15 protein-coding genes are annotated in these 12,571 nt (G+C 73.4%); 7 read left to right on the plus strand and 8 right to left on the minus strand.

The features are described 5' to 3' along the window. Nucleotides 1–52: 52 nt before the first annotated feature. Both AB0C22_RS13325 and AB0C22_RS13330 read left to right on the plus strand, forming a co-directional pair. Nucleotides 53–967, plus strand: coding sequence for an alpha/beta hydrolase (locus tag AB0C22_RS13325; protein ID WP_219464509.1), 915 nt, complete (start codon nucleotides 53–55; stop codon nucleotides 965–967). Nucleotides 968–1,029: 62 nt separating this feature from the next. Further along, nucleotides 1,030–1,992 (plus strand): chlorophyllase, encoded by a 963-nt coding sequence (locus AB0C22_RS13330; protein WP_219464510.1) that lies wholly within the window; start codon nucleotides 1,030–1,032, stop codon nucleotides 1,990–1,992. Between the two features lie 126 nt (nucleotides 1,993–2,118). Here AB0C22_RS13330 and AB0C22_RS13335 read toward each other — a convergent pair whose 3' ends face one another. The 3 genes from AB0C22_RS13335 to AB0C22_RS13345 all read right to left on the minus strand — a co-directional run bounded on the left by AB0C22_RS13335 (nucleotide 2,119) and on the right by AB0C22_RS13345 (nucleotide 4,848). Continuing rightward, nucleotides 2,119–3,081, minus strand: coding sequence for a zinc-binding dehydrogenase (locus AB0C22_RS13335; protein ID WP_357535074.1), 963 nt, complete (start codon nucleotides 3,079–3,081; stop codon nucleotides 2,119–2,121). Nucleotides 3,082–3,178: 97 nt separating this feature from the next. Continuing rightward, on the minus strand, nucleotides 3,179–4,357 hold the full coding sequence (locus tag AB0C22_RS13340; protein ID WP_219464511.1) for an NADP-dependent malic enzyme: 1,179 nt from the start codon (nucleotides 4,355–4,357) through the stop codon (nucleotides 3,179–3,181). 140 nt (nucleotides 4,358–4,497) lie between these two features. Then, complete coding sequence (locus AB0C22_RS13345; protein WP_219464512.1) at nucleotides 4,498–4,848, minus strand: S24/S26 family peptidase; 351 nt, start codon at nucleotides 4,846–4,848, stop codon at nucleotides 4,498–4,500. Nucleotides 4,849–4,932: 84 nt separating this feature from the next. Between AB0C22_RS13345 and sodN the strand changes: the two genes are divergently transcribed. From sodN to AB0C22_RS13360, 3 genes are read left to right on the plus strand one after another with little or no spacing between them, the layout of a single operon-like run. Beyond that, nucleotides 4,933–5,337, plus strand: coding sequence for a superoxide dismutase, Ni (gene sodN / locus AB0C22_RS13350; RefSeq protein WP_091241196.1), 405 nt, complete (start codon nucleotides 4,933–4,935; stop codon nucleotides 5,335–5,337). Then, nucleotides 5,334–5,894, plus strand: a complete 561-nt coding sequence (locus tag AB0C22_RS13355; RefSeq protein WP_308290903.1) for a GNAT family N-acetyltransferase — start codon at nucleotides 5,334–5,336, stop codon at nucleotides 5,892–5,894. Before sodN ends, AB0C22_RS13355 begins: the two co-directional genes overlap by 4 nt. Further along, a complete protein-coding gene (locus AB0C22_RS13360; protein WP_208568337.1) occupies nucleotides 5,891–6,295 on the plus strand; it encodes an ATP-binding protein in 405 nt (134 codons plus the stop codon). Before AB0C22_RS13355 ends, AB0C22_RS13360 begins: the two co-directional genes overlap by 4 nt. A gap of 118 nt (nucleotides 6,296–6,413) precedes the next feature. Here the strand turns inward: AB0C22_RS13360 and AB0C22_RS13365 are convergent, their stop codons facing one another. Continuing rightward, nucleotides 6,414–6,803 carry a hypothetical protein gene (locus AB0C22_RS13365; protein WP_357535077.1) on the minus strand — a complete coding sequence of 130 codons (390 nt, stop codon included), beginning with the start codon at nucleotides 6,801–6,803 and terminating at the stop codon, nucleotides 6,414–6,416. Nucleotides 6,804–6,845: 42 nt separating this feature from the next. Between AB0C22_RS13365 and AB0C22_RS13370 the strand changes: the two genes are divergently transcribed. Together AB0C22_RS13370 and AB0C22_RS13375 are read left to right on the plus strand one after the other, a co-directional pair. After that, nucleotides 6,846–7,796 (plus strand): diacylglycerol kinase family protein, encoded by a 951-nt coding sequence (locus AB0C22_RS13370; RefSeq protein ID WP_219464514.1) that lies wholly within the window; start codon nucleotides 6,846–6,848, stop codon nucleotides 7,794–7,796. A 442-nt stretch (nucleotides 7,797–8,238) separates the two neighbouring features. Then, complete coding sequence (locus tag AB0C22_RS13375; RefSeq protein WP_067311984.1) at nucleotides 8,239–8,496, plus strand: WhiB family transcriptional regulator; 258 nt, start codon at nucleotides 8,239–8,241, stop codon at nucleotides 8,494–8,496. Nucleotides 8,497–8,635: 139 nt separating this feature from the next. Here the strand turns inward: AB0C22_RS13375 and AB0C22_RS13380 are convergent, their stop codons facing one another. The 4 genes from AB0C22_RS13380 to AB0C22_RS13395 all read right to left on the minus strand — a co-directional run bounded on the left by AB0C22_RS13380 (nucleotide 8,636) and on the right by AB0C22_RS13395 (nucleotide 12,151). After that, nucleotides 8,636–9,412: a CbiX/SirB N-terminal domain-containing protein gene (locus tag AB0C22_RS13380; protein ID WP_308291116.1), complete on the minus strand. Its 777-nt coding sequence runs from the start codon at nucleotides 9,410–9,412 to the stop codon at nucleotides 8,636–8,638. Nucleotides 9,413–9,498: 86 nt separating this feature from the next. Further along, on the minus strand, nucleotides 9,499–10,278 hold the full coding sequence (locus tag AB0C22_RS13385; RefSeq protein WP_219464516.1) for a phosphoadenylyl-sulfate reductase: 780 nt from the start codon (nucleotides 10,276–10,278) through the stop codon (nucleotides 9,499–9,501). After that, the gene (locus AB0C22_RS13390) at nucleotides 10,275–10,433 is read right to left on the minus strand and encodes an IS1 family transposase (RefSeq protein WP_208568333.1); all 159 of its coding nucleotides are present in this window, start codon (nucleotides 10,431–10,433) and stop codon (nucleotides 10,275–10,277) included. Before AB0C22_RS13390 ends, AB0C22_RS13385 begins: the two co-directional genes overlap by 4 nt. Beyond that, on the minus strand, nucleotides 10,430–12,151 hold the full coding sequence (locus tag AB0C22_RS13395) for a nitrite/sulfite reductase (protein ID WP_219464517.1): 1,722 nt from the start codon (nucleotides 12,149–12,151) through the stop codon (nucleotides 10,430–10,432). Before AB0C22_RS13395 ends, AB0C22_RS13390 begins: the two co-directional genes overlap by 4 nt. Nucleotides 12,152–12,571: the final 420 nt, after the last annotated feature.

Genomic DNA, 12,571 nt, shown 5'->3' on the forward strand with positions numbered 1-12,571 from the left:
TCGGTCCGGACGGCGGGGCCGGACCGGGCCACCGACCACCTACCGTGCAGGCATGGGGGTGAGGCGGCTGTGCGCCGTGGTGCTGGCCGCGTTGCTCGCCGGTTGCGGCCCGGCCACCGCCGCCACCGATGCACCGCCACCGCCGGCCCGGCACGCCCCGGAGCAGGCCCTGCCGGTCGCGGTCCGCACCCTCACCGTCGACCCGTCCGGGCCGCGCCCACTGCCGGTGACGCTGTGGTACCCGACCGTGGGTGGCCGGGTCGCCCCGGGCCGGTTCCCGGTGGTGGTGCACAGCCACGGCCTGCACAGCCTCCCCGCGCTGCACGCCGCGTTGGCGGTCCGGTGGGCCGCCGCCGGTTTCGTGGTGGCCGCGCCGACCTACCCGTTCACCAACCGGCGGGCGGCCCGGTTCAGCCGCGCCGACGTCCGCAACCAGCCCGCCGACGCCTGGCGGGTGATCCGGCACCTGGTCCGGCTGGACGCCCGCGCCGGTGACCCGCTGGCCGGGCACCTGGACGTCGGCCGGTTCGCCGCGACCGGCCACTCGGCGGGCGGCTTCACCACCGCCGGCATGTTCACCTCCGGTCACCCGGCCCGACTGCGCTCCGGCGTGATCATCGCCGGGGGCGGACTGGCCGGTGCCTTCGCCGGGCCGGCCGCCCCGCTGCTCTTCGTGCACGGCACCGCCGACCCGGTGGTGCCGTTGACCGTCGGTCAGGCCGGTTACCGGCGGGCGACCGGCCCGAAGGGGTTCCTCAGCGTGCTCGGGCAGGGCCACGGCGAATACCTGACCCCGGGCCGCCCAGGCTTCGCCGAGGTCCTCGCCGCCACCACCGACTTCCTCCGGTGGACCCTCTACGACGACCGGGACGCCGGCCGCCGGCTGCGTACCGGCGCCGCCCGTCCCGGCGTCACCACCCTCGACGACCGGTGGGCCCTGAACGGCCGGGGCGGGTCGGCGGGCTGACCGTCCCGCCGGGGCGGCCGTAGCCGGTCGGGTGGCCCGGCGGGCGAGGCACAATCGGGTTCATGTCCCGTCGCCTCACCCCGGTCCTGCTGACCGCCGCGCTGCTCGCCGCCGGCCTGGCCGGCTGCTCGACGCAGACCCCCGACCGCGCCGTCGCCCCACCGGAACCGCCGAAGACCAGTGCGCCGGCACCGCGCGTCCCCGCCGGCACCGCGCCGGCCGAGGCGTTCGCGGTCGGCGTACGACAGCTCAAGCTCAACCGGGGCGGCGACCGCCCGCTGCCGGTGACCCTGTGGTATCCGGCCCGGGGCGCCGCCGGCGAGGCGGCCCGGCGCGACGCGACGGCGGCGACCGGACGGTTCCCGGTGGTGGCGTTCAGCCACGGCCTGGACGGGCGGCCGGTCGACTACCAGGTGCTGCTGACCCGCTGGGCGGCGGCCGGTTTCGTGGTGGCCGCGCCGACCTTCCCGCACACCGGCAAGGGCACCGACGGCAGTGTCCTCGACGTGCTCAACCAGCCCGCCGACGTGTCGTACGTGCTGGACAAGGTGCTGTCCCTGGACGCGAGGGCCGGTGACCCGCTGCGCGGCCGGCTCGCCACCGACCGGGTGGGCGCGGCCGGCCACTCGGCCGGTGGGGTGACCACCATCGGTCTGTTCACCACCGGCCGCGACGAGCGGCTGAAGGCCGGGGTGGTGCTCGCCGGGACGGGTCTGGGCGTGGGCACCGCCTTCGCCGGGGCCGCCGCCCCGCAGCTCTTCGTGCACGGCGAGGCCGACGAGGTGGTCGACTACGCCGCCGGCAAGGCCGTCTATGACGCGGTGCCCTGGCCCAAGGCGATGCTCAGCCTGCCCCGGGGTGACCATGGTCGGGCGCTGCTCGGTGACGGCCCGGCCCTGCGGGTGGTCGCCGACACCACGATCGAGTTCCTCCGCTGGTCCCTCTACGGCGACGAGGCCGCCAAGGGGCGACTTCCCGCCTCGGCGGCCCGGGGCGACGTCGCCGTCCTCGACGACCGCCTCTGACCGCGCCGGTCGCCCGACCGGCGGCCGGCCCCACGGGCCGCCCGGCACCGCCGGGCAGTCAGGCGGCCCGGCGGCCCGGCACCGCCCGTCGGTCAGGTGGTCAGGCGGCCCGGCACCGCCGGGCGGTCAGGCGGTGTGGTCGACGACGACCTTGCCGAAGACCTCGCCGGAGCGCAGCCGGGCGAAGGCGTCGGCCACCCGGCTGAACGGGACCACGCTGTCCACCACCGGGCGCACCTCGTGTTCGGCGCAGAAGGCGAGCAGCTCGGTCAGCTCGTCCGGGGTGCCCATGGAGGTGCCGAGGATCTCCAGCTGCATGGCGAAGACCCGGCGCAGGTTCACCGGCGGCAGGTGGCCGGAGGTCGCGCCGGCGACCACGATCCGGGCCATCGGGGCGGCCGACTTCAACGAGTGGTCGAAGGTGGCCGCACCGACCGTCTCGATGACCACGTCGACCCGCTCCGGCAGCCGGGCGCCGGGCTCCACCGCGGTCGCCCCCAGCGCGGCGACGCGTTCCCGCTTGGCGGCGTCGCGGCTGGTGGCGTACACCCGCTTGCCGAGCGCCAGGCCGAGCGCGACCGCCGCGGTGGCGACACCCCCGCCGGCCCCCTGCACCAGCACCGCCTCGCCGTCGGCGATCCGGCCCCGGGTGGTGAGCATCCGCCAGGCGGTGAGCCAGGCGGTCGGCAGGCAGGCCGCGTCGGTCGCCGACAGGCCCGCCGGCAGCGGCAGCAGGTTCATCCGGGGTACGGCCACCCGCTCGGCGAGGGTGCCCTGGTAGTGCTCGGAGAGGATGGAGACCCCGCGCGGGTCGCCGGGGGTGGGCAGCACCGGGTAGATGACCACCTCGTTGCCGTCCGGGTCGGTGCCGGCCGCGTCGCAGCCGAGGATCATCGGCAGTTGACCGTCGGCGAGCCCCACGCCCTGTAGCGACCACAGGTCGTGGTGGTTGAGCGAGCTGGCCCGCACCTGCACCGTCACCCAGTCGTCTGCCGGGTGGGCGGGCTCGGGACGGTCACCGACGGTGAGCGCGGCGAGCGGGTTGTCGGCGTCGAACCGGGAAGCATAGGCGGCACGCATGATCCGCACCGTAACAGCGTAACGATCGTTCACGAAGGGTCCGGGCCGTCGGCCCGGACCCTTCGCACCTGCTCGGGGCGCGTCGTGCGGCACGCGACCGGTCGATTCAGGCGCGGGCGACCCCGTCGTGGCGGGCCGCCTCGGCGACCGCCGCCGCCACGGCTGGGGCGACCCGGGGGTCGAGCGGGGACGGCACGATGGCGTCCGCGCTGAGCGACCCGTCGACCACCCCGGCGATCGCGTCGGCGGCGGCCACCTTCATCCCGTCGGTGATCCGGGTGGCCCGCGCGTCCAGCGCGCCCCGGAAGACCCCCGGGAAGGCGAGCACGTTGTTGATCTGGTTGGGGTAGTCGCTGCGCCCGGTGGCGACCACCGCCGCGTGCCGGGCGGCCACCTCCGGGTCGACCTCGGGGGTCGGGTTGGCCAGCGCGAAGACGATGCCGCCCGGGGCCATCCCGGCGACCGCCGCCTCGGTGATCCGCCCGCCGGAGACGCCGATCAGCACGTCCGCGCCGCGCAGCGCCTCGGCGACGTCACCCCGGCGGCCCTCGGCGTTGGTGGTCTCGGCGAGGTGCGCCTTGGTCGCGGTCAGGTCGGTGCGGTGCGGCCCGATGACGCCCCGGGAGTCGCAGACCACCACCTGTGCGGGGTCCACTCCCCCGGCGACCAGCATGTGGGTGACCGCCACCCCGGCGGCACCGGCCCCGCTGACCGTCACCCGCAGATCGCCGAGCTTGCGGTGCAGCAGGGTCGCCGCGTTGCGCAGCGCCGCCAGCACCACGATCGCGGTGCCGTGCTGGTCGTCGTGGAAGACCGGGATGGGCAGCATCTCGTCGAGCCGCCGTTCCACCTCGAAGCAGCGTGGGGCGCTGATGTCCTCCAGGTTGATCCCGCCGAACGACGGGGCGAGGGCCCGCACCGTCGCCACGATCTCGTCGACGTCCTGGGTGTCCAGGCAGATCGGCACCGCGTCGACGTCGGCGAACTGCTTGAACAGCACCGCCTTGCCCTCCATCACCGGCAACGAGGCACGTGCGCCGATGTTGCCGAGCCCGAGGACGGCGGAGCCGTCGGTGACCACCGCGACGGTGTGCGACACCCAGGTGTAGTCGTCGGCCAGGGCCGGGTCGGCGGCGATCGCCTCGCACACCCGGGCCACCCCCGGGGTGTACGCCAGGGAGAGGTCCTCGCGGGTGCTCAGCGGGACCGTCGGGGCGACGGCGAGCTTGCCGCCCCGGTGCAGCAGAAAGACGGGATCAGCGGGATCCACGGTGGACGCAGACATGGTGACTCCAGGATCTGTCGAGCAGACGGAGCGGCCGGCGCGAGGGCGCGAGGTGAGGCGGAGCGGCGACACGCGGTACGGGGGTCACCCGGGCACCTCCCGAGCATAGTCAGCCGACCCGTACCCGGTTGTGAGGAGGGTCATATCGGCGTGGTCGCCAGCCGGCCGGGACGGGGCCAGTAGCGCAGCACCACCCGGCCCAGCACGTCGGCCACCCCGTACGCCCGGGAGTCGTCGGTGACCAGCGCGTTGTCACCGTGCAACCACCAGCCGCCCTCCTGGGGGCGGACGGCACGCTTGACCACCAGCAGTTCCGGGCGGCTCCGGAAGACGGCCACCACCACGTCACCGGGGCGGACCGGCCGACCGCCCCGCCGGACCAGGACGGCGTCGCCGTGGCGCAGGGTCGGCGACATGGACGGCCCGGTCACGCCCACGGCGGTGAGCGGGGCGGACAGCCGTGGGGGGGAACCGGACCCGTCGACCGCCACGAGGTTTCCCCTCCGCCCCTGCCGGGGACGTGCTCAGGAGTAGTGTCGGCTCGGATCATCGCAAACATCCCATGGAGGACCCTGATGCGACTTGCCCGCATCCTTTCACCCCGTGTGACCGCCAGCGCGCACTGCGACCTGCCGTGCGGCGTGTACGACCCGGCGCAGGCCCGGATCGAGGCCGAGTCGGTCAAAATGATCTGCGAGAAGTACCAGGCGAACACCGACCCGGAGTTCCGCACCCGGGCGATCCTGATCAAGGAGCAGCGCGCGGACCTGGTCAAGCACCACCTGTGGGTGCTGTGGACCGACTACTTCAAGCCGCCGCACTTCGAGAAGTACCCGCACCTGCACCAGCTGTTCAACGAGGCCACCAAGGCGGCCGGCGCGGCCGGCGCCAAGGGTGCGACCGACCCGGCCAAGGCCGACGAGCTGCTCCAGAAGATCGACGAGATCTCCAAGATTTTCTGGGAGACCAAGCAGGCGTGACCGTGCCCGCCACGGCACCGACGATCCGGCCGGCACGTCCTGAGGACGTGCCGGCCGTCGTCGCGATGGTGCACGAGTTGGCCGACTACGAACGGGCCGCCGACCGGTGCCGGCTCACCACGGCGCAGCTGGACACCGCGCTGTTCGGCCCCGCACCGGCCCTGTTCGGGCACGTCGCCGTGGACGACGACGACCAGCCGGTCGGCTTCGCGCTGTGGTTCCTCAACTTCTCCACCTGGGCCGGTGTGCACGGCATCTACCTGGAGGACCTGTACGTCCGCCCGACCCACCGGGGCACCGGGGCCGGTCGGGCGCTGCTCGCCACCCTCGCCGGGATCTGCGTCGAACGCGGTTACCAGCGGCTCGACTGGTGGATGATCGACTGGAACCCGGCCGCCCGGTTCTACGCCTCGATCGGGGCCGGGCCGATGACCGAGTGGGTGCCCTACCGGCTCGACGGGGCGGCCCTGCGCGCGCTCGCCGCGGTAGGGGTGACGTCGGCCACGCGTCCGGATGCCCGGCCGGGTAGAGTCCCGGACCGGGGGGATGAGGCGTGACTCAACTGACCGGCCAGCCAGCGACCGACGACGACGTGGTGCACCTCACCGTGCCCGCCGACGGCGGCTACCTGGGCGTACTGCGCACCGCCACGGCGGGCCTCGCGGCCCGTCTCCAGTTCGCCCTCGACGAGATCGAGGACCTGCGCATCGCGGTGGACGAGGCGTGCGCGATGCTGCTCGCCATCGCCACCCGCGACGCCGAGTTGGAGTGCCGCTTCGCGGTCACCGAGGACGCGCTGACCGTCGAGGTGACGGTGCCGACCGTGCGCGGGGCCGCCCTCCCGGGCGAGTCCTCGTTCGCCTGGAAGGTGCTCACCGCGCTGACCACGGCGGCGGCGGCCGAGTCGACCGACGGCCGGGCCACCATCTCACTGTTGACCCGCCGCTCCGGTTACTGAGCTCGTCGCCGGGGGCGGGGCGTCCCGGTCGCTCACGGCGGCCCACCCGGCACGGTGGACCCCGGTTCGAGTCGGCTCTCGACCGGTGGGCCCGTGCCGGTCGTCGCCACCGGGTCGGTCAGCCGAAACCCAGCGCCTTCGTGGTGGGTGGGCTGACCAGCAGCGCGCAGACGCCGAGACCGAGCACCATCAGCGGCACGCCGAGCCAGCCCAGCCCGCCGGAGATCATGAACCAACCGACCGGCAGCAGCATCAATTCCAGCACCATCGCCGGGGCGCGGGCACCGGCCCGGCGGCCCGCCAGCGCCCCACCCAACGCCCAGAGCGCCGCCGCCCCGCCGACGGCGAACCCCGTCACGAAGAGTGCCGAGACCAGGTCGGTCCGGGTGGCGGTGAGGTCGGCCCAGGCCAGCCAGCCGGCGAGTGCCGCCAGCGCGACGGCCTCGGCCCGCAGCAGGCGTACCGCCCAGCGCAGGGTGTCGGGAACCGGCGCGGAGTCGATCGTCACGCGGGCCACGATACCCCCACCCGATCACGTAAAGTGCCGGCCATGCGGGCCGTCCTGGTGGTCAATCCGAAGGCCACCACCACCAGCGAACGCAGCCGGGACGTGCTGGTCCGGGCGCTGCGCAGCCAAGTAGACCTGTCGGTGCGGTACACCCGACGTCGGGGTCACGCCACCGACCTGGCCCGGGAGGCCGCCCAGGAGGGCGTCGACCTGGTGGTCACGCTCGGTGGTGACGGCACCGTCAACGAGGTGGTCAACGGCCTGATGACCGCCGATCCGCCGACGATCCGCACCGGTGGCTCCCCGGCGGAGCGGTTGCCGGCGCTGGCCACCGTGCCGGGTGGTTCGACGAACGTCTTCGCCCGGGCCCTCGGGCTGCCCCGGGAGTGGGCGGACGGCACCAGCATGATCCTGGAGGGGCTTCGGCTGGGCCGGTCCCGCACGATCGGGCTGGGGCGGGCCGACGACCGTTACTTCACCTTCTGCGCGGGCTTCGGCCTGGACGCGGCGGTGATCCACCGGGTGGAGCAGGCCCGGCGACGGGGCCGGGTGTCCTCGCCGTCGCTCTACTTCCGTTCCACCCTCAGTCACTACTTCCTCGGTTCGCACCGCCGGCATCCGGCGATCAGCCTGGAGCGGCCCGGGGAGCCGGCCGAGGGCGAGCTGGGCACGGTGATCATCCAGAACACCGCGCCGTGGACGTACCTGGGCGACCGGGAGGTCAACCCGAACCCGGAGGCGTCGTTCGATCTCGGGCTGGACGTGCTGGCGCTACGTCAGCTGCGCGTCGCCAGTACGACACGCACAGTGACACAGTTGCTGTCCCGACACCCCGATCCGCGCGGCAAGCAGGTGCTGCGGTTGCACGATCTGGGCGAGTTCACGCTGGTCTCGGCCCGCCCGCAGGCCTTCCAGTTGGACGGGGACTACCTCGGCGAGCGACACAAAGTCAGATTCACCTCCGTTTCCGGCGCACTGAGAGTAATCTGCTAGGTCTCGGGTAACGCCCTAGGTCGAGCGGTCGGGACACCGCGCGGCGCGGTGGCCGCCACACCGAGGAGGAGTGCCGGAAATGTCAGCAATGTCACGCGGACTGTACTATATTGATCCTCGACTGTGGTACGCCGGGTAACAGGGAAGCCTGAAAACCCGACAAAAGGGTCGTGAGCTTGCTCACCGAGCGGAGTTTTTCCGAGCGTCACCCCTTGACATCGCGTTCGTTCGTGAAAGTATTCACAAGCGAACTTGAGTTACCGGGACATTGCCAGGACATGCTCGGCCGGTTGAGCAGTTCCAGCAGGCCCAGGCGCTGAACGAGTCTGCTCACGCAATGCTGAATAGTCGTACGCGAACCGTGACGACCGGCACTGCGGACGCAAATAAGAAAAGCACCAGCGTTATCTGCCATCCATCCAGAATGAGGAGTGTTGCCGCCATGGACTGGCGTCACAATGCCGTCTGCCGCGACGAGGACCCGGAGCTGTTCTTCCCGATCGGGACGTCCGGCCCGGCTGTTCTTCAGGTCGAGCAGGCCAAGGCCGTCTGCCGGCGCTGCTCCGTGACCGACCAGTGCCTCCAGTGGGCACTGGAGTCCGGTCAGGACGCCGGCGTCTGGGGCGGGATGAGCGAGGAGGAGCGCCGCGCGGTCAAGCGCCGTGGCGGGCTCCGGGTGCTGCGCGCTCACTCCGCCTGAAAACCATCACACGCTGTTCGCCCCGGCCGGGTTCACACCCCGCCGGGGCGTTCTGCTTTCCACACTCTGCGTAATCAAACGGACCGAAATGCCGGTGTCGGCGCAATCACGGAAAGTAGCACCCGGGCGGTGACGCACATCACTCCACAGCGGTGGCGTCGACCCGGCGCAGCACCAGGTCGACCAACTCTGGCGAGTCGTCCAACGGTCCGCTGACGGCCACCGCACCCGCCCGGTCAGCCGCCGCCACCACCGAGTCGTGGAACAGCCCCGGGGCCAGGAAGTACGCCACCACCGCCACCCGACGGGCACCCGCCCCGCGCAGCCGGGTCACCGCCACGTCGGCGGTCGGCGGGGCCGCCGAGGCGTACGACACGGTGCAGGGCACCCCGAAACCGTCCGCCAGGGCGGCGGCGACCCGCCCCACCGAACCACGGGCCCGCGCATCCCGGGTGCCCGCCGCCGCCAGCACCAACGCGTCCACCGGCCCGGGTCGGGCCTCGGCCAACCGGCCGGCCAGCCCGGCCAGCAGCCCCGCGTCCACCGTCCCGTCGGCCGGACCGAGCACGTCGGTCACCCGTACCGTCAGCCCGGGCGCGACCTGCCGGGCCGCCGTGACCGCCGCCGGGACGTCCACCCGACGGTGGTAGGCGGCGGTGAGCAGCAGCGGCACCACGACCGCCGTCCGGTGACCGGCGGCAGCCAGCCCCCGCAGCACCTCCGTCGGCCCCGGATCGGTGTGGTCCAACCAACTGGGCAACACCGGGGTGCCCGGCCGGGCGGCCTCGACGGCACCGGCCAACGCCCGGGTCGCCGCCGCCGCCCGCAGGTCCCGGCTGCCGTGCGCCACCAGCACCACCGGCACCCCGGAGCCGGGCCGCGCCGCGCCGGACGCGACGGCGGCACCGGGCCGCACCACGGTGGGCGCGACGGCGGCACCGGACAGGCCGGTGGCCGGCGTGGTGAGTCCCACGCCGGCCACCGGAACGCGCTCCGGGCCGGTCAGAGGTGCAGACCGCACTCGGTCTTCTCGAACATCGCCCACCGGCCGGACCGGGGGTCCTCCCCCGCCTTGGTCCGGCGGGTGCACGGCCAGCAGCCGATCGAGCCGTAGCCCCGGCCGAGCAACTCGTTGACCGGGATGTCGTAGCGGGAGATGTAGGAGTCCACGTCGGCCTGCGACCAGGCGGCGATCGGGTTCACCTTGACCTTGCCGCGCCGGGGGTCGAACGTCACCACCGGCGTGTTCGCCCGGGTCGGCGACTCGTCCCGGCGCAGCCCGGCGGCCCAGGCGTCGTAACCGGACAGGGCCCGCTCCAACGGCTCCACCTTGCGCAGCTGGCAGCAGTCGTCCGGGGAGCGGTTGAACAGTCGGGGGCCGTACTCGCCGTCCTGCTGGCCGACGGTCTGCCGGGGCCGGATCGAACGCACGTTCACCGGCAGGCGGCGGGCCACCTCGTCGCGGACCCGCAACGTCTCCGGGAAGTGCAGCCCGGTGTCGAGGAAGACCACGTCCACCCCGGGGGCGACCCGGGACACCAGGTGGGCGAGCACGGCGTCGGCCATCGAACTGGTCACGCAGAACCGGTCGCCGAAGGTGTCGGCCGCCCAGCGGGCGATCTCCAGCGCCGGGGCGCCCTCCAGTTCGCGGCCGGCCCGCTCGGCCAACGCCCGCAACTCGGCCGGGTCACGCCGGGTGGGGTCACGGCGGGCCGGATCGGTCAGCTTCGGGCCGCCGGAACCGACCAGGCCCAGGCCCGTGGCGGACAGCAGGCGGGTCACCGGGCCACCGCCCGACTCAGCAGGCCGTTGAACTTCACGGTGAAGACCCGGGCGCAGGCGTGGCACTCCCAGGCGCCGTGTCCGGCCTCGTTCGGCCGCAGGTCCTCTTCGCCGCAGTACGGGCAGTACAGCGGCGCGGATCGGGTTTCGCTCATCGGAGTTCCTCCTCGTCGACCCTGATCACCCAGTTGGCGAACGTCTCGCCCTCGGTCCGGCCGGCCAGGTAGCGGCGGGCCAGTCGTTCCACGTACTCGGGAAGCTCGTCGGCGGTGGTCTTCAGGCCACGCAGCTTGCGGCCGAACCCGGCGGTCTGGCCCTGGGCCATCCCCAACCCGCCGCCGAGGTGCACCTGGAAGCCCTCCACCTGCCGGCCGTCCGGGCCGACCACCAGCTGGCCCTTGAGGCCGATGTCGGCGACCTGGGTGCGCGCGCAGGCGTTCGGGCAGCCGTTGAGGTGGATGGAGATGTCGGCGTCGAAGTCGCGCAGCCGCTCCTCCAGCCGGGCCACCAGCTCCTCGCCGCGCGCCTTGGTCTCGACGATGGCCAGCTTGCAGAACTCGATGCCGGTGCAGGCCATGGTGCCGCGCCGCCAGGCCGACGGCCGGGCCTCCAGGCCGATCCCGCGCAGCTCGTCGACCAGGGACTCGGTCCGCGCCGGCGGCACGTCCAGCACCAGCAGCTTCTGGTACGGCGTGAGCCGCACCCGGTCGCTGCCGTGCGCCTCGACCACGTCGGCGAGCTTGGTCAACTGCCCGCCGGACACCCGCCCGACCACCGGGGCGGCCCCGACATAGTTGAGCCCGTCGCGCTGCCGGTGCACGCCGATGTGGTCGACCGGCTTGTCGGGCAGCTGCGGGGCCGGGCCGTCGAGCAGGGTACGGCCCAGGTACTCCTTTTCCAGCACCTCGCGGAACTTCTCCACGCCCCAGTCGGCGACCAGGAACTTCAACCGGGCCCGGTTGCGCAGCCGGCGGTAGCCGTAGTCGCGGAAGATGCCGACCACCCCCGCCCAGACGTCCGGCACCTCGGCCAGCGGCACCCAGACGCCGAGCCGCTTGGCCAGCATCGGGTTGGTGGACAGGCCGCCACCGACCCAGACGTCGAAGCCGGGGCCGTGCTCCGGGTGCTCCACCCCGAGGAAGGCGATGTCGTTCGCCTCGTACGGGGTGTCGACCAGCCAGGAGATCGTGGTCTTGAACTTGCGGGGCAGGTTCGAGTACGCCTTGTCGCCGACGTACCGGCTGACGATCTCGTCGAGCGCGGGGGTCGGGTCGAGCACCTCGTCCTCGGCGACCCCGGCGACCGGGCTGCCCAGCACGATACGGGGGCAGTCCCCGCACGCTTCGGTGGTCTGCAGGCCGACCGACTCCAGCCGACGCCAGATCTCCGGCATGTCCTCGACCCGGATCCAGTGGTACTGGATGTTCTGCCGGTCGGTGATGTCGGCGGTGTCCCGGGCGAACTCCCGGGAGATGTCGGCGATGACGCGCAACTGGGCCAGGGAGAGCTGGCCGCCGTCGACCCGGACCCGGAGCATGAAGAACTCGTCCTCCAGCTCGTGCGGCTCCAGCACGGCGGTGCGCCCGCCGTCGATCCCGGCCTTGCGCTGGGTGTAGAGGCCCCACCAACGGAACCGGCCGCGCAGGTCCTGTGGGTCGATGGAGGCGAAACCGCCGTGGGCGTAGATGTTCTCGATCCGGGCCCGGACGTTCAGCGGGTCGTCGTCCTTCTTGATCCGCTCATTGGGGTTGAGCGGCTCACGGTGGCCGAGGGCCCACTGTCCCTCGCCACGGGGACGACGGGGGGCACGGGTGGCGGGAACGGCGGTGGCCGTCGGGGTCCCGGGACGGGCCGGGGTGCTGCTGACCGCCATCGCGGCGTCCTCCGTTGTCTCTGCGGTGCCTCGGTGGGAGCGCGCTCGCGGCGGCAGCCGGCCCGGGAAGGGCCGAGGACAACGGTGTCGGAACGGCCGGCGCGGAACACGCGCCCGAGACGAATGAGTCGGGCGTCGTCAGTGGGCCGGACAGATCGCGCTGCGCACGCGGCCGTAGTCGACGTGGCGACGGGCCACGAAGCGGCGGACGACAGCGGCGGTCATGCAGCCATGCTCCCACACCCTGCGGAGGTGGGCCAATGACCACGTGCGGGATCCCACATCACGGGCCGCATCCCCACCGTCACCGCCCCTGCCCGCCTCCCCGGCTCCCGGCGGGCCGGCAGGGCCAGCGGAGGGCCGGTGGGCAGACCAGGGGGCCGGCCGGCGAGCGGTAGATCGGCAGCTCGATCCCCCTAT

Source organism: Micromonospora sp. NPDC048894, from assembly GCF_040649765.1.
In the GTDB taxonomy this organism is placed as follows: domain Bacteria; phylum Actinomycetota; class Actinomycetes; order Mycobacteriales; family Micromonosporaceae; genus Micromonospora; species Micromonospora antibiotica.

Excerpts from the sequence above, each read along its gene's own strand:
- sodN (WP_091241196.1), top strand. The coding sequence starts at position 4,933 with ATGCGACTTGCCCGCATCCTTTCACCCCGTGTGACCGCCAGCGCGCAC.
- AB0C22_RS13390 (WP_208568333.1), bottom strand. The coding sequence starts at position 10,433 with ATGAGCGAAACCCGATCCGCGCCGCTGTACTGCCCGTACTGCGGCGAA.
- AB0C22_RS13395 (WP_219464517.1), bottom strand. The coding sequence starts at position 12,151 with ATGGCGGTCAGCAGCACCCCGGCCCGTCCCGGGACCCCGACGGCCACC.
- AB0C22_RS13340 (WP_219464511.1), bottom strand. The coding sequence starts at position 4,357 with ATGTCTGCGTCCACCGTGGATCCCGCTGATCCCGTCTTTCTGCTGCAC.
- AB0C22_RS13330 (WP_219464510.1), top strand. The coding sequence starts at position 1,030 with ATGTCCCGTCGCCTCACCCCGGTCCTGCTGACCGCCGCGCTGCTCGCC.
- AB0C22_RS13375 (WP_067311984.1), top strand. The coding sequence starts at position 8,239 with ATGGACTGGCGTCACAATGCCGTCTGCCGCGACGAGGACCCGGAGCTG.
- AB0C22_RS13325 (WP_219464509.1), top strand. The coding sequence starts at position 53 with ATGGGGGTGAGGCGGCTGTGCGCCGTGGTGCTGGCCGCGTTGCTCGCC.
- AB0C22_RS13370 (WP_219464514.1), top strand. The coding sequence starts at position 6,846 with ATGCGGGCCGTCCTGGTGGTCAATCCGAAGGCCACCACCACCAGCGAA.